The organism is Vibrio sp. GJ43-1 (genome assembly GCF_055808835.1).
Window position 1 is genome coordinate 3,227,023 of record NZ_CM147884.1, and the last position, 18,705, is coordinate 3,245,727.

The window sequence follows — 18,705 nt, forward strand, 5'->3', positions numbered from 1 at the left end:
TTAGTGCTTAGTGCTTAGTGCTTAGTGCTTAGTGCTTAGTGCTTAGTGCTTAGTGCTTAGTGAAAAATAAAAAAACGCTCACATATTGTGAGCGTTTTTTATTGATGGTTCGCGCAAGTGACTCGCACTAACCGCCATCCTTAAACTTTGAATGACTTAATCTTACCATCTAACTCTGCGGCGTTACTCTCCATCATTTCTGACGTTTCTAGCAATTCAGTAACCACGACAACCGATGCTTCAACTAGCTCTCTTACGTTGGTGAGGTTTTGATTCATCTCTTCCGCTACGCTGCTTTGTTGTCCTGCTGCCGTCGCGATTTGGAAGTTCATATCATTAATCTGATTCACTTGATTCACAATACCATCCAGTTCACTTCCGGCATTGGTAACCAGCTCCACGCCATCGGCGGCTTCAACGACACTTTTTTCCATTAGTTCAACCGCAGAATTCGCACTCGACTGAAGATGAGAAATCATCTCTTGGATTTCGACCGTCGCTTGCTGAGTACGCTGTGCTAAATTGCGTACTTCGTCAGCAACCACAGCAAAACCTCGCCCTGCCTCACCTAGGCACGCGCCGCTTCAATCGCCGCATTTAATGCCAATAAGTTCGTCTGCTCAGAAATACCTTGAATCGTACCAACCACACTACCAATAGACTCGACTCGCTCTTCTACTTGATTAACCGCAGCGGCAGAAGCTGAGATATCATTAGATAACTCATTCATTTTAGTCACTGTACCTTGCACAAAGCGCTGGCCAGTTTCCGCCTGTCCTGACGCCTGCTCAGTTAATTGCGACGCATTTTGTGCATGATCAGCGACCGTTTGTACGGTTGAGGTCATCTCACTCATGGCTGTCGCCAGCTGGTCAATTTCCTGGAACTCCTCTTGTGCTGATTCTTTCGTTTCAGACATACTTAAGGTCATAATTTCAGTTAATGATGATAATTCCTGAGACGTCACGACTTGAGTTTTGATGACATCTTGCAATTGAATTCGGGTACGCTCTAATTCTCTAGCGACGTCGCCATATTCATCCTTGCAGTCCATATTAATTGGCACGGTCAGATCTTTGTCTGCCATTCGCTTAATGGCAAGGTTCAAGTATTGAGTCTGCTTTAGCATAGTTTTAGCGGCGAAGAGTAATAACGTAACGAACACCACGATCATAACGACCGTTTGCCAAACCACCTGCACTAAATACGCTTCATAGTGCTCTTGCGCTATCGCCACATTCTGTGTCGCAGCCAATAGAGAGTCGTAAAACGTACTTGCATCCCAAAGTTGCTTTCCAATTAGAAGCAAGGTACTAAATACCATTAACATCAACATCTTCGGTACGAGTCGAACATCGGTGATGAGTCGCTCCCAAGGCTTAAATGCCAGTGTTGTCATTATTCGTTCTCCATTCTTTATTATATAGTTAGAGTATCCCTCTAACATTGGCGCCAACATGACTCAATCACAAACGTGTTTCTCTTCGAGCCAAGTCACGCATGCAATAAAACTATTTAATTCGAGCCTCGTATGAAAGACGATGATATCAAAACTGAAACTAAGCCATTGAGTCTATTGTCACTTTTCTTGTCATTTATGGCATTAATTGTGATATCCGCCCTTCTTTTTGCACCCATTAGTGCAAGCGGTCGTACCATTCTTATCGGCCTGGACTTTATTATCTGTAGTTTATTTATACTGCAACTTACTGTGGATCTGATCCGCTCCACAGATCGTATGCAATATATGAAAACGCACTGGATTGATTTTATCGCCAGTATCCCACTCATCGAACCGCTGCGTTTCGCCCGACTGTTTCATATCTTCCGCGTTATCTTAGTCATCCGCTCTGGTGAGGCAATTCTTAACCAACTCGCACGCAATCGACATGAAACAACACTCGTGTCGATTCTACTGGTACTGTTCGTATTAATTACCGCAGGGGCAGGGATGATGCTTTTGGCGGAAAGCTCGGATCCGCGCGCGAATATCACCCATATTGGCGACGCTGTTTGGTGGGCGTTTGTCACCGTCTCGACCGTTGGCTACGGTGATCATTATCCGGTCACCGCTTTTGGGAAGGTTCTTGCTGCAGGTATCATTATTTGTGGCGTAGGACTATTTGGTATGACATCTGGCCTAATCACCTCTTTGCTTTCTTCTCCGAGTTCCTCAGAAGAGCGTCGCTCAAAACACACCGAAGTCCAATTGCAGAAAATACTCAATCAACAAGAGGTGATTATGCATCGCATCAATCAAATAGAACATAAACTAGAACGTCGAGATAAATAAAAAGAGAGGCCGCTAAGGGCCTCTCTTTCTTATACCAGGGTTATCACTGTTAATGACACACCTTGATGTGTCATGTGTAATTATGGCTGCCAGTAAGGTTCAACTTCCATACTAATCTGTCTGGTTTGCTCCATTGCATGCAAGATTGAGCTTTCTTGGCGACTAAGCCAACGTCCTAGTTGTTCTTTTTCATCGCCTTCTAAGCGCTCAATCAGCGCCTCTAAGAGCTCTAACATCAACAGGTCATCAATGCCTTGCAGTAAGTCTGCCCACGGCAGTCTGAAGCTATTGCGCTCTTCTACGTCGAATAAGATGGCAAAGCCAACGCCAGAATACAGATTGCGCATTAGACGATATTGCTGTTCGAGATAGTCCTGACGCGTCAGCATTTTTTCTACAGGGAAGGCTTCAATTAATTCAGCCCATGTTCGAGAAAGCTGATTCACAGCAAAAGGCTTAATCGGCTGTTGCATTTTTTCTCGAGCTTTTTCGTCTAAAAAAGGCTGCCAACCGCGCGATAAAATCCAGCGACTAAGATCAAGTAACAGACCTGAGCATAACGCGCAGAGTGAATCAGTTTCAAGGTTTCTTCTCGATCGGGAAGTTCCGCTTGCGTGTCTTTAAGTTCTGATACTAAGAATTTACGTGCATCAAGCTTTCTTAATACATGCCCTTTATCTTCTAGTAACCCTTCTAAGTGATCATAACGCTTGAGCCATGTTAACTCTTCTTCAAGCCACTTCAGTTCTTGACGCACTATTGCACTCGCGCGGCGTGGGACAATGCCACCATAGACCGTCAGAATTTGGCGAATCAGGCTAATCGAATGGCTAATCTCATGCAGCGCTTCTATCGATTCATGCTCAGTATAGATTTGTTCGTGGTAATGCCAATGCTCTAAAGCATGTTCTAAGGAATTAATGAAGCAGGTTTCAACCGTATCCGATTCAACCGTATCAACCAGCGCCAGAGGTTTCACTTCGTCACCTTCGTAGCCTTGCGCTAAACGATAGCCACGTGCCGCTTTGCTTAAATTACCAAGACGAATGCCACCAGACTCACAAAATGCACGAGCCAGCGTAAATAACGCATCGGTTTGCCCCGATTTAAGCTCAAGTTCTACTTCACAAATAGGATAACTACGCTCACCGGAAGACACGAGCCCCTGATCAAACGCCACTTCGACTTGACTACCGTCAGGCATGCCAATCAGCCACTGCTCACGGGTAAAGTCTGTTGAAAAGATGGCAATGAGTTCTGACTGCAATGTTTCAACATTTTTACCTTGTGGGTAAATGTCGAGCGGATGTAAAGTCAATTCAGGTTCATTAGAAGTGTGTTCGGCGTTAAATTCTGGACGTTGATGCAGCCCCGCTACAACTCGACCTGATGTCTTCACCGTTTGTACAAAGACATCATCAAATCGGCGAATGCGTAGGCCAATATCGTGTTGGCGCAACCAGTTGTCTGGTGTATCGAAGTAAGTGTTTCCTAACTCACGACAACTGTGCTGAAGTACTTTTGTTTCTGAGATTTTATTTCGTAAAGTTTCTGAAAAATCAGGTGAAACAAAAAACTTCAGTTCTATCTCGGTTTCCATAGTTATACCTTTCAAGGACACTGACAACAGGATATGGTCAATTCCCAAAATCGGCAAGTGACAAATATCACCCAATTCATGATCTAAAACAGTTTAAATCAGACTTTTAATGGGTTAACATGCGCGCCTTTATAGCCATCGCTTAACATTTCACCATGATATGGTGTATGTTTATTTCAGGTTATATTTTTTAGGTTAGACAACCATGCCAGTGAATACAATTATGGGGTTATTTGCAAAGTCCCCTATTAAACCTTTGCAACGCCACGTTGTGTGCGTAACAGAGTGTTGCTCACATCTTGTCAATTTCTTTGAAACCAGTTTTCAAGGTGATTGGGAGAAAGCAGCCGAGATCCGTGCGCAGATTTCTCACTTAGAGAAAGAGGCGGATGTATTAAAGCGTGAGATTCGCTTAAAGCTTCCTCGCGGATTGTTCTTGCCTGTAGATCGTAGCGATATGCTTGAGCTACTGACACAGCAAGACAAACTTGCCAACCTAGCAAAAGACATTGCAGGCCGTGTTTACGGTCGACAACTTGTCATCCCTACCCCGATGCAAGATAACTTCATCGCCTATGTAAAACGTTGTCTCGATGCAGCGAATCAAGCTCAAAAAGTCATTAATGAGTTAGATGAGCTACTAGAAACAGGGTTTAAAGGTCGTGAGGTAACACTTGTAGCCGAAATGATTCATCAGCTCGACATCATCGAAGATGATACCGACGCGATGCAGATTCAACTTCGCCAACAACTCATGGCGATTGAACATGATCACAACCCAATTGATATCATGTTCCTTTATAAGATTCTTGAATGGATCGGTGGCATTGCAGATCAAGCTCAGCGCGTTGGTGCTCGACTTGAACTCATGCTTTCGCGGTCTTAAATCATACGTTAACTAAATAACAAAGAGCGAAATTGATATTAGGCGCTGTATGCAATGCTTAAGTGTTGCCCGCGTCTTAAAACTGCTCCGCTTGTTATGAAACAAAACTAGGTATTACAATGGATATTCTTGCAAACTACGGCACTATCCTAATTATTGTTGCAGCTTTATTCGGTTTCCTAATGGCTATCGGTATTGGTGCAAATGATGTTGCCAATGCAATGGGTACTTCTGTTGGCTCTAAAGCTTTAACAGTTAAGCAAGCAATCATCATTGCGATGATCTTCGAATTTGCTAGGTGCATATCTTGCAGGTGGTGAAGTAACAGATACTATCCGTAAAGGCGTTATCGATACTTCATTGTTTGTCCATCAACCTGACGTTTTAGTCTATGGCATGATGTCTGCGCTACTTGCTGCAGGTACATGGCTATTACTTGCGTCATACATGGGTTGGTAGCGTATCGACAACACACTCTATTATCGGTGCGATCATTGGTTTCGCCTGTATTTCTGTCGGTACAGAAGCGGTGGACTGGGGCTCAGTAAAAGGTATCGTTGGTAGCTGGGTGGTGACACCTGTTATTTCCGGTTTCTTTGCCTACTTGATTTTTGTTAGTGCACAACGACTGATTTTTGATACAGAAAAACCGCTATTGAACGCTAAGCGTTTCGTTCCAGTTTATATGTTCATTACTACAATGGTCATCGCACTAGTTACGATCAAAAAAGGCCTAAAGCACGTTGGTTTGCACCTTTCTAACGGTGAAGCATGGCTCTGGGCGGCGATCGTTTCGTCTGCTGTAATGGTATCTGGTTACCTCTACATCCAGCGTAAGTTTGCTAACCGTGAAGAAGACCATGGCTTTAGTGGCGTAGAAGGTATCTTCAGCGTATTAATGGTTATCACAGCGTGTGCGATGGCATTTGCACACGGCTCTAACGATGTAGCCAATGCGATTGGCCCTCTTTCTGCCGTTGTCTCTACTGTTGAGCACATGGGCGAAATTACCACAAAGAGCTCTATCGCATGGTGGATTCTTCCATTAGGTGGTTTTGGTATCGTGGTTGGTCTTGCGACCATGGGTCATAAAGTAATGGCAACCGTGGGGACTGGTATTACTGAATTAACGCCAAGCCGAGGCTTTGCCGCGCAACTAGCAACCGCGTGTACTGTTGTTCTAGCATCTGGTACTGGCTTGCCAATCTCAACCACCCAAACTTTGGTTGGTGCGGTATTAGGTGTTGGTTTTGCTCGTGGTATCGGGGCGCTTAACTTAGGTGTTGTTCGCAACATCGTCGCATCTTGGATTGTGACGCTACCTGCAGGTGCATTACTTGCTGTTGTGTTCTTTTACGCAATTCAAGCATCATTTGCTGGTTAACGCACACAAACCATAAAGTCAGGGAGATGTGAACCTCACGTCATATTTGACTCAAATGCAAATAAAGGGAGGCTAAGCCTCCCTTCTTAGTTGCACCACGTACAGAAAATTCATACTATTTGCCCATTCTTAAAAGTTTACAATTTGAGTGTGTCCGCGTAAGACAATGGTCGACGCACACTATCATTAATCCCCATTGAAAGACTGAAGGGACTTATCGTGAAAAAACTGATCAGCATGATCTTAGTATCAATGTTTGTAGTACCTGCCGCATTCGCTCAGGAACGCTATATTGCCGACAAACTATTTACTTATATCCACTCTGGACCAAGCAACGAATATCGCATCGTCGGCAGCATCAATGCTGGTGACAAAGTGAAGCTACTGTCGACCAACCGCAGCTCTGGCTTTTCTCAGGTGCTAGATGCACGTGGACGTAAAGGTTGGGTTGAAACTAAGTTTGTCACCACGCAGGAAAGCATGGCGGTACGTTTGCCTCGTCTTGAAAAAGAACTAACAGAAGTAAAAAGCCAGCTTGCCAATGCTCGTGAAACGGCAGATAGCGAACAAGAAGGCTTAGCAAGTTCATTAGATGCACGTAACAAACAGATTGCTGAGCTAGAACAAAACTACTCAGACATTAATCATCAGTTAACCACGTCGCAAACAGAGATTCGTGAGCTAAGAGCCAAACTCGACACACAAAAAGAAGACCTACTACTTAAATACTTTATGTATGGTGGTGGTGTGGCGGGTATCGGGCTACTACTCGGCTTAATTCTTCCGCATATCATTCCACGTCGTCGTAAAAGTCCAAACGGCTGGAAATAGTATTCTATGAAATAAAAAACCGCCTTTCGGCGGTTTTTTATTTCTCTATCTCTTCATTTAGTCATCATTGAAGTTGAATAGCGACTCCATGTTGAGACCTTGCTTAATCAAAATATCTCTTAGACGGCGTAGACCTTCCACCTGAATCTGGCGAACTCGCTCACGAGTCAGACAAATCTCCCGACCCACCTCTTCTAGCGTTGAGGGCTCATAACCTAACAATCCAAAACGTCGTGCTAATACTTCTTTTTGTTTCGGGTTAAGCTCATCAAGCCAGTGGATAAGCGACGCTTTAATATCATCATCTTGTGTGGATACTTCTGGGTCTGAATGCATAGAGTCTGGAATAATATCTAATAACGCCTTCTCTCCATCACCACCAATTGGCGTATCGACCGAGCTAATACGCTCGTTAAGACGAAGCATTTTAGATACATCACTCACAGGCTTGTCGAGCTGATGAGCAATTTCTTCCGCGGTGGGTTCATGATCGAGCTTTTGCGACAATTCACGTGCAGTACGCAGATAGATATTCAGCTCTTTCACTACATGAATTGGCAGCCGAATGGTACGTGTTTGGTTCATCAAAGCACGCTCTATCGTTTGTCGAATCCACCACGTCGCATAAGTTGAGAAACGGAAACCACGTTCTGGGTCGAATTTTTCTACCGCGCGAATAAGCCCTAAGTTCCCTTCTTCAATAAGGTCTAATAGTGCAAGCCCACGATTACTGTAGCGACGGGAAATTTTAACAACGAGTCGAAGGTTACTTTCAATCATACGCTTACGAGCCGCTTCATCACCTTTCAGTGCGCGTCTTGCATAGAGAACTTCTTCTTCAGCGGTTAACAGTGGAGAGAAGCCAATTTCACCTAAGTACAATTGCGTTGCATCTAGGCTTTTGGCTGAGGCGTCAAACTGTTCTTTTTCTTCCTTTTTCGTTTTTGCTTCACTATTAGTTCGTGTGTTGCCCACCACTTCTAATTCGTTTTCAACGTTGAATTCTTCATTTTTGGTTACTGCATTGCTGATACCCATAGCGCCTCCCCCTGGCGAGCTAGCAAAACATGACTACCTAACTATGTCGCTAACCTATCCTGATCATGTCAATTAATATGCAAGTAGCATTGGAACGTTGTTACGGCAAATAGCGTTTTGGGTTCACTGATTTGCCTTGATAGCGGATTTCAAAGTGTAATCTGACACTGTTAGAACCTGAACTGCCCATGGTTGCGATTTTTTGCCCAGATTTAACGCTTTGTCCTTCCGATACCAATAACCGATCGTTATGAGCATAAGCACTGAGGTAACTATCATTATGTTTGACGATAACTAGGTTACCGTACCCTCTAAGTGCGTTGCCCGAATACACCACGGTTCCTCCTGCAGTGGCAACAATTGCTTGTCCTCGTTGGCCAGCAATGTCGATACCTTTATTTCCTTGGTCCCCTACAGAAAAGTTCTTTATCACGCGACCTTTTGTCGGCCAAACCCAACTTGATACCTTGGCAGTGGCAGCTGGTGCGGTTGTCTTCGGTTTACTCGCTACCGTTTTTTGCTTTGCCGTATTGGGTTTTGTGTTATTAACATTTTGTTTACCTTTAGAATCACCATACTCTTTTGTTTTCGATTGTTCAACCTTCTTATTGACTGTTTTTTGGGCACTATTACTTGTTGAACTCGCTATAGCTTTTTCGCCACGGGCTTAGGTTTTGGGGATACCGTAGAGGCCGCTGCAGTTGTGGCTGCGGCTTCACCCGCACCTGAACCAGCATAAGAAGGCGGTGAGTACACACTTCGCCATAAATTAAGGCGATCGCCAGGATGAATCGTATAAGGAGCCTGTAAATTATTTAACCTAATCAGTTCCTTAACATCTTTGTTGGTGACGTAAGAGATAAAGTACAAGGTGTCCCCTTTTTGTACCTCGTAGAAGCTACCTCGATAGCTTCCTCTTGAGACACTTTCGTACTTTCCTCCCAAATCTGAGACAGGCGCACGTGAGTACCCCGTGCACCCTGCAAGCACACTTGTTAGGGATAATACCCAAACTGCTCGTCTCAACATCGTTCTCATTTACGCAAGCTCACCTGCAATCAAAGGAACAAACCTCACCAATTCAATCACTTCCGTTATAAAACTCTCACCTTTACGGGTGATTTTTAATAGCTGTTGCTCATTCTCCCCAACCGGGATCACGAGTCGTCCGCCCTCTGTAAGCTGTAACAATAGGGCATCCGGTACGGACGCTGCCGCCGCAGTCACGATAATCGCATCGAAAGGCCCTTTCGCTTGCCACCCTTGCCACCCATCACCGTGTTTGGTGGCGACGTTATAAATATCTAAACGCTTTAAACGCCTTTTCGCCTCCCATTGCAACGCTTTAATACGTTCAACGGAACAAACGTGTTCAACCAATTGTGCTAATACTGCGGTCTGATAACCTGAACCAGTACCAATTTCGAGCACTTTAGTCTCTCTCGTTAGACTCAGCAGCTCGGTCATTTTTGCGACAATATACGGTTGGGAGATCGTCTGCCCACTGCCGATTGGCAGGGCGTTATTATCGTATGCTTGATGAATCATCGCTTGGGATACAAATTGTTCGCGTGGCACCTGAAGAATGGCATGCAATACGCGCTCATCTTTAATACCGTGTCCCTGTAAGAATTCAACTAATCTCGCTGCTTGCGGATTCATTGATTAATCTCTCCCTGCTATCCATTTTTTCATCGCACAGATTGAATCATGAGCGGTTAAGTCAACCTGCAAAGGGGTCACCGATATCTTGCCATGCTCGATCGCGTAAAAATCCGTTCCTTCCCCAGCATCTTGCTCCTTGCCGGGAGGACCAAGCCAATAAATATCATGACCTCTTGGATCTTTTTGCTTGATCATACTCTCAGCATGATGCCTGGCCCCCAATCGAGTCGCTTGCATCTCATCCAATTCAATCAAGGATCTATCGGGAACATTAATATTGAGTAAACGATTCGTCGGAACGGATTGAGCTAAATGGCGCTCAACGAACTGTTTCGCTACTCGCGCCGCTGCAGCAAAGTTATCTCGCCCCACGAGACTAAATGCCATCGACTGGACACCAAGAAAGTGCCCTTCCATTGCCGCCGCAACCGTTCCTGAATAAAGTACATCATCACCTAGGTTGGCGCCGTGATTAATACCCGACAACACCAAGTCTGGCATCTCATCGCACATCAATTCATTAAGCGCAAAGTGCACACAATCCGTCGGTGTACCCTGAACCGAAAAAACGTTGGGTTCAATCTCATTAACTCGCAACGGCTGCTCCAAAGTTAAAGAGTTGGAGGCACCAGAACGATTTCTATCAGGGGCAACAATCACAACGTTGGCTATGTCTTGAAGCGCTTTTGCCAACGTGCGTATCCCTTCAGCATGAACACCATCATCATTGCTGATCAGTATTTTGGGTTTGCTTGCTTTAGTTTTATTCATTTAAATCAAAATTGTCTTTCTACTTCTTCTAACACTGCGATCTCTCGCAGAATTGAGGTTGCAAAGCTGCCTGAATCTAAGAAAAAGCGCAGTTGCAAAGCATCGCCATCAACGCTGACGTCTAGTTGCTGAGGCACCAAGCTAATATCACGACGATCATGGCGCATTCGGTTGCCTCTAATCAACAGCATTAGATCCGGCTCATTATCCAGGTGACGCTGCTCAAGCGCGAGGGCCTCATCTTGAGTAGGTAACGCGTTATCGCCAGCTAACGCGCCAGTAATCGCCGCCTTACTCGCCAGCAATTCATCATAGTTACTTTCGCTAACAACCACTTGCTGATCTTCAACCGTCACAATATCACCAAGCAACGCTCGGTCTAAGCATTGTTGCTCAATACGATCAGAAACAATCTGGTTAAATATCCAAGAGCGTGCCGCAGACAAATACAAGCTTCGCTTGTTTTGATTTCGTGTACGCACATTATCTCGTCCCCAGCGCCTTGCTTCTACGACGTTGTTACCTTCGTGACCAAAGCGTTGCTGCCCAAAGTAGTTAGGCACACCGGAGGTCTTAATAGACTCCGCTCTGGCTAATGCTGACTCAAGATCGGTTACCTCAGTCAGTCGAATTTCAAAGTCATTGCCCACTAAGTCACCAGGGCGCAATTTTTTGTTGTGCCACGTTGTGTCAATAATTTCAATGCTTGGGTACGTTGCTAAAAAACCGCTAAAATCTGGCACATTTTTCTTAGGTAAATGAATGCTCAGCCATTGCTCAGTGACGGCATGACGGTCTTTAAGCCCCGCCCAACCGATGTCTTTAGACTTAACGCCAAACAACTTAGCAAGTTCATTAGCAACAAAACTGGTATTTTCTCCACTTTTGCGAATGCGCACCATAAAGTGCTCACCTTCTCCGGCAAGCTCATAACCAAGCACTTCTTTAACGATAAAATCTTCATTGCGTGCTTTAAATTTTGCGGTACTGCTTGGTTTGCCGTATTGATACGCCAAACCATCGATAATATTTGTCATTACTAATGCCTACTAGGACAAGGATTTTGTGATTAATACCACAGCTTCTGTGGCGATGCCTTCTTTACGTCCTGTAAAACCAAGCCGCTCCGTCGTTGTTGCTTTTACATTGACGTTTTCAATATCAGTCTCAAGATCAGTTGCGATTACCTGACACATTTGGTCGATATAAGGTGCCATTTTAGGGGCTTGCGCCATGATGGTCACGTCTGCATTGACAAGTTCATACCCCTTAGCACGAACTTTTGTATACACATCGCGCAACAATGCTCGACTGTCTGCCCCTTTCCATTCTGCATCCGTATCAGGAAAGTGGCGTCCTATATCATCGCATGGCGATGGCGCCGAGTAACGCATCACAAAGCGCATGTAATGCTACATCACCATCAGAGTGAGCAAGAAGCCCTTGCTCGTAAGGAATAGAAACACCACCGATAATAACAGGCCCGTCACCACCAAACTTATGTACATCAAAACCGTGGCCGATTCTCATCTATGTTCTTCCTCTCTTAATAAATAAAACTCTGCTAACGCTAAATCTTCAGGGCGAGTCACTTTTAGATTGTCGCTGCGTCCCTCCACCAGCTTAGGGTGTTGCCCTAAACGCTCAATAGCAGAGGCTTCATCAGTGATTGTTGCGCCATTTTGCAGTGCGTCACTCAATGCAGAGTGTAACACTTTCACACTAAACAACTGTGGTGTGAGCGCATGCCACAACCCGTTGCGCTCCTCCGTATGATCGATAGTACTTTCAGCATTGGCTCTTTTCATCGTATCTTTCACAGGAGTAGCTAGGATTCCACCTACGGTATTTGGGACGACCTGTTGAATAAGTTTAGTAATATCATCCAAAGAGACGCAAGGTCTGGCGGCGTCATGAACTAAACACCAAGCTTCTGGCTCGGTTGATTGCACCCAATTAACCGCAGATAAGACAGAATCCGCTCGCTCTTTCCCCCCGCTCACACGCTGCACTTGCGGATGGCTGGCGATGGCAAGTTCTGAGTAGTAAGGATCCTTTTCACTGATGGCTACGATCACTTTACTCACTTGAGGGTGCGCCAATAACTTCGTGACCGTGTGCTCTAAAATCGTTTTTCCAAATATTGGGAGATATTGTTTAGGCTTATCAGCCTGCATTCTGCTACCAACACCAGCGGCTGGGACAATAGCAATAATTGGGGGGAATGTGGCTATCACTGGTTTTCCTCACCTATGATGCGATAGAAGGTCTCGCCATCTTGGATCAATCCCAGCTCATGCCGAGCTCGCTCTTCAATGGCATCTAGCCCTTGACGAAGATCGTCTATTTCAGCAAACATCTCATCATTGCGAACCTGCAAATTGCTGTTGACCTGCTGCTGAACTTTAATGTCACTCTCAACCTGATTAAAATCGACAACGCCATTTTTCCCAAACCACAATACGTATTGTAGCCACGAAAAAACCACGAGCAGAGCAAGAGTAAAGATGCGCATAAACCGGAACGTTCCATCGAAAAAATTAACCCTTTATATACCACAGTTTACACTTTGAAATAAGCGAAGACGAAGCTTGTTCACCGCTTCCAGTTAATTTTGGTGAATACTGACACAACTAGGTCACCTGCATTGACATTTCAGCGAGAGCATTCTTTAGCGCATTCGACATGAGTATTTGTTGATTAAATTGAATACCAATCAACGAACCTTGCCCCTGCTTTTTGATACTGGCTATCTCGAACGTAATACTACTTGGCAAAAATCGGTTCAATGCCGTCTCAACTTTCACTTCTAGACCTTTGCAAAAATCATGCGACTGTTCAGTATAAATGCCACACCCCGACACCGAAAAGTCGATTACTTTGCCATCAACACCAGCCTGACCAAACGAGACAGTACATGGCAAATCCAATTTATAGCGTGAGTGTTCACGTATAGGTTTGGACACCACTCGCTCCGGGATTGATAAGTACAGCTGTTTGCAAATTACACCGGAAAAAGCCTGCCACTGGGACTTAAACGCAATAACATGGCCAAAGCTGCTGTCCGTTAACCCTCGCACCACCAATTCTTTATCGACCAATTTGTCCAACAAACGCTCATCAATACCAGACACATCAAGCAGGATAAACTGTTCCACCTTATAACCGATGAGCGTTGAGGGAATACCTCTGATTTGATCACTATCATTGATAGACAAGCTCAACCTCATTCCAGGCTTCAAATACCGATAATAATCCTGCGGCTTAGTTAACGCCTGCCCCATAAATAGTCCCCTCCGACAAAAGCAACAATTGAATTACATCGTAATTACCTTGTCTTTGCAATCACTTACCTCTCATCTCAAAAAATACAAACGCTTACAAAATTAATAATTGAAAATGATAATAAATATCATTAGTATTCGATCGCCAGTACGAATAGTGGCATAACAAAATAAATAATTAACTAAAAAATTGCTTTGATTACGACAAGCAAGGAAAGCCTAGAATGAAATTAGCACCAACAACCCTTTGTAGTGCAGTGGTACTCGCACTTAGTACTTCCCCAATTTACGCTGCAGAACCATCAGCAAATTCCGCCTCGAGCACAGATGAAACGATGACTATTCATGCTCAAAGCTTTGATGATTATAAAGTAGACAGTGCCAGCGGTGCGATGCGTACCGACGCCACGATGCTAGAGACACCTCAATCCGTTACCGTCATCCCGGAAATCGTTTTGGATGAACAACTCGCCACAACCCTAGGTGAAGCACTCCAAAATGACGCCAGTGTCAGTGCTGGAACTAAAAAGTGGAACCGTGAAGTATTCAGTTTACGTGGCTTCGAGCTCGATTCCGGTTCAAGCTACTTAAGAAACGGGCAAGCTCAGTTTTCTCACTACATGCTCCCAATAGAAACACTTGAGCGAGTCGAGATCCTCAAAGGACCGTCAAGCCTACTATACGGTCAGACCACACCGGGCGGCTTGATCAACATGGTGTCGAAAAAACCAACTTATGAGCCGATGTTGAACGTCGGTACGGATATAGATCACTTAGGCAGTACACGTATACACGTAGATGCGTCAGGCCCACTCAATGAGTCAGGGACGATCCGTGGCCGCACGGTATTAGTCAAACAGGACACCGTTGAATCACGTCAATATTCCAATGGCGATAACCGAGAACGTGATCGCTTCCTTGGCTACGGTGTCATTGAGGCAGACTTAGCGGACTGGGGCTTAGTCTCGGTTCATTATGAAAGAACGCAAGATAAAGCTAATATTGACTCGGGAGCATGGTTAGACGCTGACGGTAATACGATAGGCGGCCGTGACCTTATTCGTGATATGCCTTGGGCCTTTACTGATAATAACATTGAAAACATTGGCACCGATTTAACGGTTTATATCAATTCTAGCTGGACTGCGAAAGCAAGCTACAATCACCAGACGCTAACACGACACAGAAAAGATTCATCGCCGACACCAACAAGCAATACGATCGTTGATGGCAGCTACGAAATTAAACCATTCGACCGTCATGATGACTGGAAGCTTCAGACTTTTCACTTAGACCTCAATGGCGATTTTGACGCTCTAGGTGTGAATCACAGAACCTTGTTTGGCATGAACGGAAAATTGTATAACTATGAACAGTACAAAGAAAGTTCAGGTGCTACTCCCGTAATTCCTGGCCAACCCTATCCAAAGGATCCGGGCAATGATTACCGAAAAGACACCACCGCGTACCGCTCTGACAATCAATTTTACGGTTTCTACGCGCAAGATCTCGTGACACTAAACGATCAGTGGCAAGTGTTATTGGGTGGCCGTTATGATCTTTTCTATAAAGATCAGCAAAACAGTGATGGTAGCGTTGATATAAAAGGCGCACACGACAGCCAATCTTTCTCTCCTAAAGCGGGGGTTATTTTCCACCCAGCCTACAATGGTAGTATTTACGCGAACTATTCGGAAAGCTTTGAACCACAAAACAACGTGGTTAACGGCGATGACTCCATTACTGAACGAGTACCAGAAACCAGCCGTCAATATGAGGTCGGGACAAAATGGGAGCTCATGGATAACCGACTTCTTGTCACTGGTGCCTTGTTCGATATTGAGAAAAAGAATATCAGTATCAATGAAACCATCAATGGCAGCTCAGTGACAACACAAGGTGGCGTTCAGCACCATCGCGGTGCTGAAGCCGCAGCACAAGGTCAAATTTTCGATAAATGGTTTGTCATGACGTCTGCCATGTACCTTGACGCCGAATATTCAAAGCATGACGATTATCAAGGCAACCGTCCCGTCAATGTTCCTGAATGGTCTGGCTCTGCGTGGACTCGCTATTCAATGACGGATAACACGGCTTTCAACCTTGGTTTATTTTATCAAGGCGATCGTTGGGCTGACCACGAAAACACCGTGAAAATGGATGGCTATGCTCGCGTAGATGCGGGGGCTTCCCACCAAATTAAGAGCGGCGATATTCGCTGGGACTTTCGCTTTAACATCGAAAACCTATTCGATAAAGAGTACCTAGCTTAAGCGCAGGTGGAAGCTCTTCAAACGGTGTGATTACCGATGTTCATTATGGTGATGAGCGAAAATTCAAACTTTCCGTCAATGCAACGTTCTAGTATTTGTGAACGACAACCCAAAGAGCGCTTCGGCGCTCTTTTTCAATTTCATCACGACAACCAACATGAGTGTTGGAGCCTAAAACGGTAAACCGCCGTATAGCCATTATTTGCTAATATCTAGGTCATATGAACTCACATCACCTAGAACTAAAATCGTAATAACACCAAACAAAACAGCCTATTAAAGTTTCAACACGACCTGACCACCAGCTCTATTTTTACTTTTTAACTGTCTCACTGGTGAGAATTTATACATAAATACTAAATTAGCAAGAACAAGGTGATGTGCATCACGGTTCCTATGCAATTGACATGTTAGAAACCCTGCAAAACGATAACTATAACCGTCGCTTTAAGATTGAGTAACGAGTTTATCTGAGTAGGATATTGGCAGTGACAGACTTAACATACCACCAAGCGATCGGGCTCTTCCAGCACTTCCCCGGCTTTCTTTCCATTCGCGACGCCAAACACAACTACCTTTATCTAAATGATAAGTTCTCACATTGGCTTCGTCAGTATACCCACGTCAATCCGCTGGGAATGAATGCGATCGAATTCGCTCAGCTCGTGCCTGATGATGTCGCCCATATGCTTAAAAAGTGCCACGATGCCAGTATGGAGTATTTAGAGTTTGGTGAATGCGCCCCTAAAATCATTCCATTTAAAACCCCTACAGAGACGTTGTACTACAACGTACTCAAATTTAAAGTTCTGATTGAAGATGAATTGTACATCTACACCACTAGCTTCGACGTCACTGAATTACATCAAGAAGCTAAGTTCTTCGAAAAAAAAGCCTATACCGACCCTCTGACAAAATTGCACAACCTTGCTTACTTAAACTCAATACAATGGCAAGAAGGGATATGTGTCGCCGTAGACTTAGACAACTTTAAGCAAGTCAATGATGAGATGGGGCACAGTGAGGGGGATCGAGTTCTGACTAAATTTGCCCGCTGCTTACGACAATCATTTGCTAGTACCGATAAGCTCATACGATATGGAGGGGATGAGTTTATCGTTCTCACTTCGTCGAGCGATGATGCGTTATTGCAATTAGCACTAACCAAGCTAGAAAACGCCTTTAAACAGCGCTTTGGCCAATATCAAGATTTAGCTTATAGCGTTGGTATTTCCTCTTTCCATCACAACTTGCGTACAACACTCAAACAGGCCGATAGAAATATGTATAGCAATAAACACAAGCGTAAAGCACACCTAATCAGTGGCGATCGTTTTGTGGAATCATAAGGAAATGAGAGACAGCAGTGATGCCACATTGCTATCTCCTGCCATCTGCTAAATCAATGACTGTGGTTCGCCTTTTTTACCCCCGGCAGGCGTAGCGAAATCACAGTGGTGACGAGTAAAAAAGCGAATGAAACCCAAAGACATGCCGCTAAGCCCGATACTTGATAAACCCAACCTGAGAGAATCGTACCAATAAGTCTGCCCATCGCATTGGCCATGTAGTAAAAACCGACATCCAGCGATACACCGTCGCCTTTTGCATAGCTCACAATTAAGTAACTATGTAAGGACGAATTTACGGCAAAAACAGCACCAAAGAGTAGCAATCCCGCGACAATCACAAACTGAGGGTGCCATTCATTTTGCACGCCCAAAGCGACTAACCCGGTGACAACCGCTAACGCAAGTACCCACCAAAACGCCGCTGCACCATCTGGAACCTGTCCTTTAGATTTACCAGTAATCTTAGGAGCAAACCCTTGTACAAACCCGTAAGCGATTACCCATAAAGCAAGAAATCCCCCGACCCAACTATGATTCCAGCCAAACACTGAACCTAAATAAATCGGTAGCGCAACCACAAACCAAACGTCCCTTGCGCCAAACAAAAACAACCGAGCCGCTGATAAAATATTAATGCTCTCAGATTTAGAAAAAATCTGTTTAAACTTGGGCTTAGATTTCGCCTTACCGAGATCATTCTCCAAATGCGTCACACTGCCAATGAAGACCAACGCCAGCACGCCAGCCATGGCCAGTACCGCATACTGGAACCCCAATACCGATAACAACACGCCGCCAATAAAGAACCCAGCCCCTTTTAATGCATTTTTTGACCCCGTAAGAATCGCAATCCATTTATACAACGCACCTTGTTGTTCATCCGGAACCAGCGTTTTAATCGCACTTTTCGCACTCATTTTATTGAGATCTTTCGCGATTCCCGACAATGCTTGCGCAGCCATAACCCAGGGGATAGTTAAGGCGGCACTTGGTACGGCTAGCATCAACAAAGCAATAATCTGCATACCAAGACCAATGTTCATGGTGCGATTGAGACCAAGCCGTGCACCAAGCCACCCTCCCACTAGATTGGTCACCACGCCAAAAAACTCATAAAAAAGGAACAAAGAAGCAATGGCTAGCGTGCTATAACCTAGGTCATGAAAATACAGTACGACTAACATCCGTAGCGCACCATCGGTAATGGTAAAATTCCAGTAATTAAAGGTGACTAGCATGTACTGGCGTACACTTTTACTTAAATTAGACAACATGATTTTTGGCCTAATGCAGACAGATACAAAGAACATAAAAAAGCCCTCAACAGA

At 44.7% G+C, this 18,705-nt stretch carries 13 protein-coding genes and 5 pseudogenes; 6 read left to right on the top strand and 12 right to left on the bottom strand.

The window, feature by feature from the left end; genetic code table 11:
* Window positions 1-140: 140 nt before the first annotated feature.
* Window positions 141-1,399, bottom strand: a pseudogene (locus AC0L66_RS15240) (methyl-accepting chemotaxis protein).
* 132 nt (window positions 1,400-1,531) lie between these two features.
* On the opposite strand from AC0L66_RS15240, the gene AC0L66_RS15245 reads away from it, so the two are divergent.
* Window positions 1,532-2,293: an ion transporter gene (locus AC0L66_RS15245; protein ID WP_473567848.1), complete on the top strand. Its 762-nt coding sequence runs from the start codon at window positions 1,532-1,534 to the stop codon at window positions 2,291-2,293.
* 80 nt (window positions 2,294-2,373) lie between these two features.
* On the opposite strand, the pseudogene AC0L66_RS15250 reads toward AC0L66_RS15245, so the two are convergent.
* Window positions 2,374-3,893: pseudogene (locus AC0L66_RS15250) on the bottom strand (CYTH and CHAD domain-containing protein).
* Window positions 3,894-4,098: 205 nt separating this feature from the next.
* Between AC0L66_RS15250 and AC0L66_RS15255 the strand changes: the two are divergent.
* The 3 genes and pseudogenes from AC0L66_RS15255 (at window position 4,099) to AC0L66_RS15265 (ending at window position 6,994) form a co-directional block, all read left to right on the top strand.
* The gene (locus AC0L66_RS15255; protein ID WP_250615784.1) at window positions 4,099-4,779 is read left to right on the top strand and encodes a TIGR00153 family protein; all 681 of its coding nucleotides are present in this window, start codon (window positions 4,099-4,101) and stop codon (window positions 4,777-4,779) included.
* Window positions 4,780-4,898: 119 nt separating this feature from the next.
* Window positions 4,899-6,163, top strand: a pseudogene (locus tag AC0L66_RS15260) (inorganic phosphate transporter).
* Window positions 6,164-6,382: 219 nt separating this feature from the next.
* Window positions 6,383-6,994 (top strand): TIGR04211 family SH3 domain-containing protein, encoded by a 612-nt coding sequence (locus AC0L66_RS15265; protein ID WP_265673640.1) that lies wholly within the window; start codon window positions 6,383-6,385, stop codon window positions 6,992-6,994.
* 57 nt (window positions 6,995-7,051) lie between these two features.
* Here the strand turns inward: AC0L66_RS15265 and rpoS are convergent, their stop codons facing one another.
* The 9 genes and pseudogenes from rpoS to AC0L66_RS15310 all read right to left on the bottom strand — a co-directional run bounded on the left by rpoS (window position 7,052) and on the right by AC0L66_RS15310 (window position 13,752).
* Window positions 7,052-8,032 (bottom strand): RNA polymerase sigma factor RpoS, encoded by a 981-nt coding sequence (gene rpoS, locus AC0L66_RS15270; protein WP_265673639.1) that lies wholly within the window; start codon window positions 8,030-8,032, stop codon window positions 7,052-7,054.
* 100 nt (window positions 8,033-8,132) lie between these two features.
* Window positions 8,133-9,070: pseudogene (nlpD, locus tag AC0L66_RS15275) on the bottom strand (murein hydrolase activator NlpD).
* A complete protein-coding gene (locus AC0L66_RS15280) occupies window positions 9,071-9,694 on the bottom strand; it encodes a protein-L-isoaspartate(D-aspartate) O-methyltransferase (protein WP_265673637.1) in 624 nt (207 codons plus the stop codon). It lies immediately after the preceding pseudogene.
* A gap of 3 nt (window positions 9,695-9,697) precedes the next feature.
* Window positions 9,698-10,468: a 5'/3'-nucleotidase SurE gene (surE, locus tag AC0L66_RS15285; RefSeq protein WP_473567851.1), complete on the bottom strand. Its 771-nt coding sequence runs from the start codon at window positions 10,466-10,468 to the stop codon at window positions 9,698-9,700.
* 5 nt (window positions 10,469-10,473) lie between these two features.
* On the bottom strand, window positions 10,474-11,505 hold the full coding sequence (truD, locus tag AC0L66_RS15290) for a tRNA pseudouridine(13) synthase TruD (protein WP_473567853.1): 1,032 nt from the start codon (window positions 11,503-11,505) through the stop codon (window positions 10,474-10,476).
* Window positions 11,506-11,517: 12 nt separating this feature from the next.
* Window positions 11,518-11,998, bottom strand: a pseudogene (gene ispF, locus AC0L66_RS15295) (2-C-methyl-D-erythritol 2,4-cyclodiphosphate synthase).
* Entirely contained in the window at window positions 11,995-12,705 is a 711-nt protein-coding gene (ispD, locus tag AC0L66_RS15300; RefSeq protein WP_473567854.1) for a 2-C-methyl-D-erythritol 4-phosphate cytidylyltransferase, read from the bottom strand. The pseudogene ispF and the gene ispD overlap by 4 nt, the downstream one beginning before the upstream one ends.
* A complete protein-coding gene (gene ftsB, locus AC0L66_RS15305; RefSeq protein WP_265673632.1) occupies window positions 12,702-12,983 on the bottom strand; it encodes a cell division protein FtsB in 282 nt (93 codons plus the stop codon). The genes ispD and ftsB overlap by 4 nt, the downstream gene beginning before the upstream one ends.
* Before the next feature lie 118 nt (window positions 12,984-13,101).
* Window positions 13,102-13,752 (bottom strand): PilZ domain-containing protein, encoded by a 651-nt coding sequence (locus AC0L66_RS15310; protein WP_265673631.1) that lies wholly within the window; start codon window positions 13,750-13,752, stop codon window positions 13,102-13,104.
* Window positions 13,753-13,976: 224 nt separating this feature from the next.
* Here AC0L66_RS15310 and AC0L66_RS15315 point away from each other — a divergent pair, with 224 nt between their 5' ends.
* Window positions 13,977-16,025, top strand: coding sequence for a TonB-dependent siderophore receptor (locus AC0L66_RS15315; protein WP_473567856.1), 2,049 nt, complete (start codon window positions 13,977-13,979; stop codon window positions 16,023-16,025).
* Window positions 16,026-16,513: 488 nt separating this feature from the next.
* The gene (locus AC0L66_RS15320) at window positions 16,514-17,374 is read left to right on the top strand and encodes a GGDEF domain-containing protein (RefSeq protein WP_265673629.1); all 861 of its coding nucleotides are present in this window, start codon (window positions 16,514-16,516) and stop codon (window positions 17,372-17,374) included.
* A 53-nt stretch (window positions 17,375-17,427) separates the two neighbouring features.
* Here the strand turns inward: AC0L66_RS15320 and arsJ are convergent, their stop codons facing one another.
* Window positions 17,428-18,651 (bottom strand): organoarsenical effux MFS transporter ArsJ, encoded by a 1,224-nt coding sequence (arsJ, locus tag AC0L66_RS15325; protein WP_265673628.1) that lies wholly within the window; start codon window positions 18,649-18,651, stop codon window positions 17,428-17,430.
* Window positions 18,652-18,705 lie beyond the last annotated feature (54 nt).

Bases quoted from the DNA above. Each gene is read 5' to 3' on its own strand.
- AC0L66_RS15245 (WP_473567848.1), top strand. From the start codon at position 1,532: ATGAAAGACGATGATATCAAAACTGAAACTAAGCCATTGAGTCTATTG.
- rpoS (WP_265673639.1), bottom strand. From the start codon at position 8,032: ATGGGTATCAGCAATGCAGTAACCAAAAATGAAGAATTCAACGTTGAA.
- AC0L66_RS15315 (WP_473567856.1), top strand. From the start codon at position 13,977: ATGAAATTAGCACCAACAACCCTTTGTAGTGCAGTGGTACTCGCACTT.
- ftsB (WP_265673632.1), bottom strand. From the start codon at position 12,983: ATGCGCATCTTTACTCTTGCTCTGCTCGTGGTTTTTTCGTGGCTACAA.
- AC0L66_RS15255 (WP_250615784.1), top strand. From the start codon at position 4,099: ATGCCAGTGAATACAATTATGGGGTTATTTGCAAAGTCCCCTATTAAA.
- AC0L66_RS15310 (WP_265673631.1), bottom strand. From the start codon at position 13,752: ATGGGGCAGGCGTTAACTAAGCCGCAGGATTATTATCGGTATTTGAAG.
- surE (WP_473567851.1), bottom strand. From the start codon at position 10,468: ATGAATAAAACTAAAGCAAGCAAACCCAAAATACTGATCAGCAATGAT.
- AC0L66_RS15280 (WP_265673637.1), bottom strand. From the start codon at position 9,694: ATGAATCCGCAAGCAGCGAGATTAGTTGAATTCTTACAGGGACACGGT.
- truD (WP_473567853.1), bottom strand. From the start codon at position 11,505: ATGACAAATATTATCGATGGTTTGGCGTATCAATACGGCAAACCAAGC.
- arsJ (WP_265673628.1), bottom strand. From the start codon at position 18,651: ATGTTGTCTAATTTAAGTAAAAGTGTACGCCAGTACATGCTAGTCACC.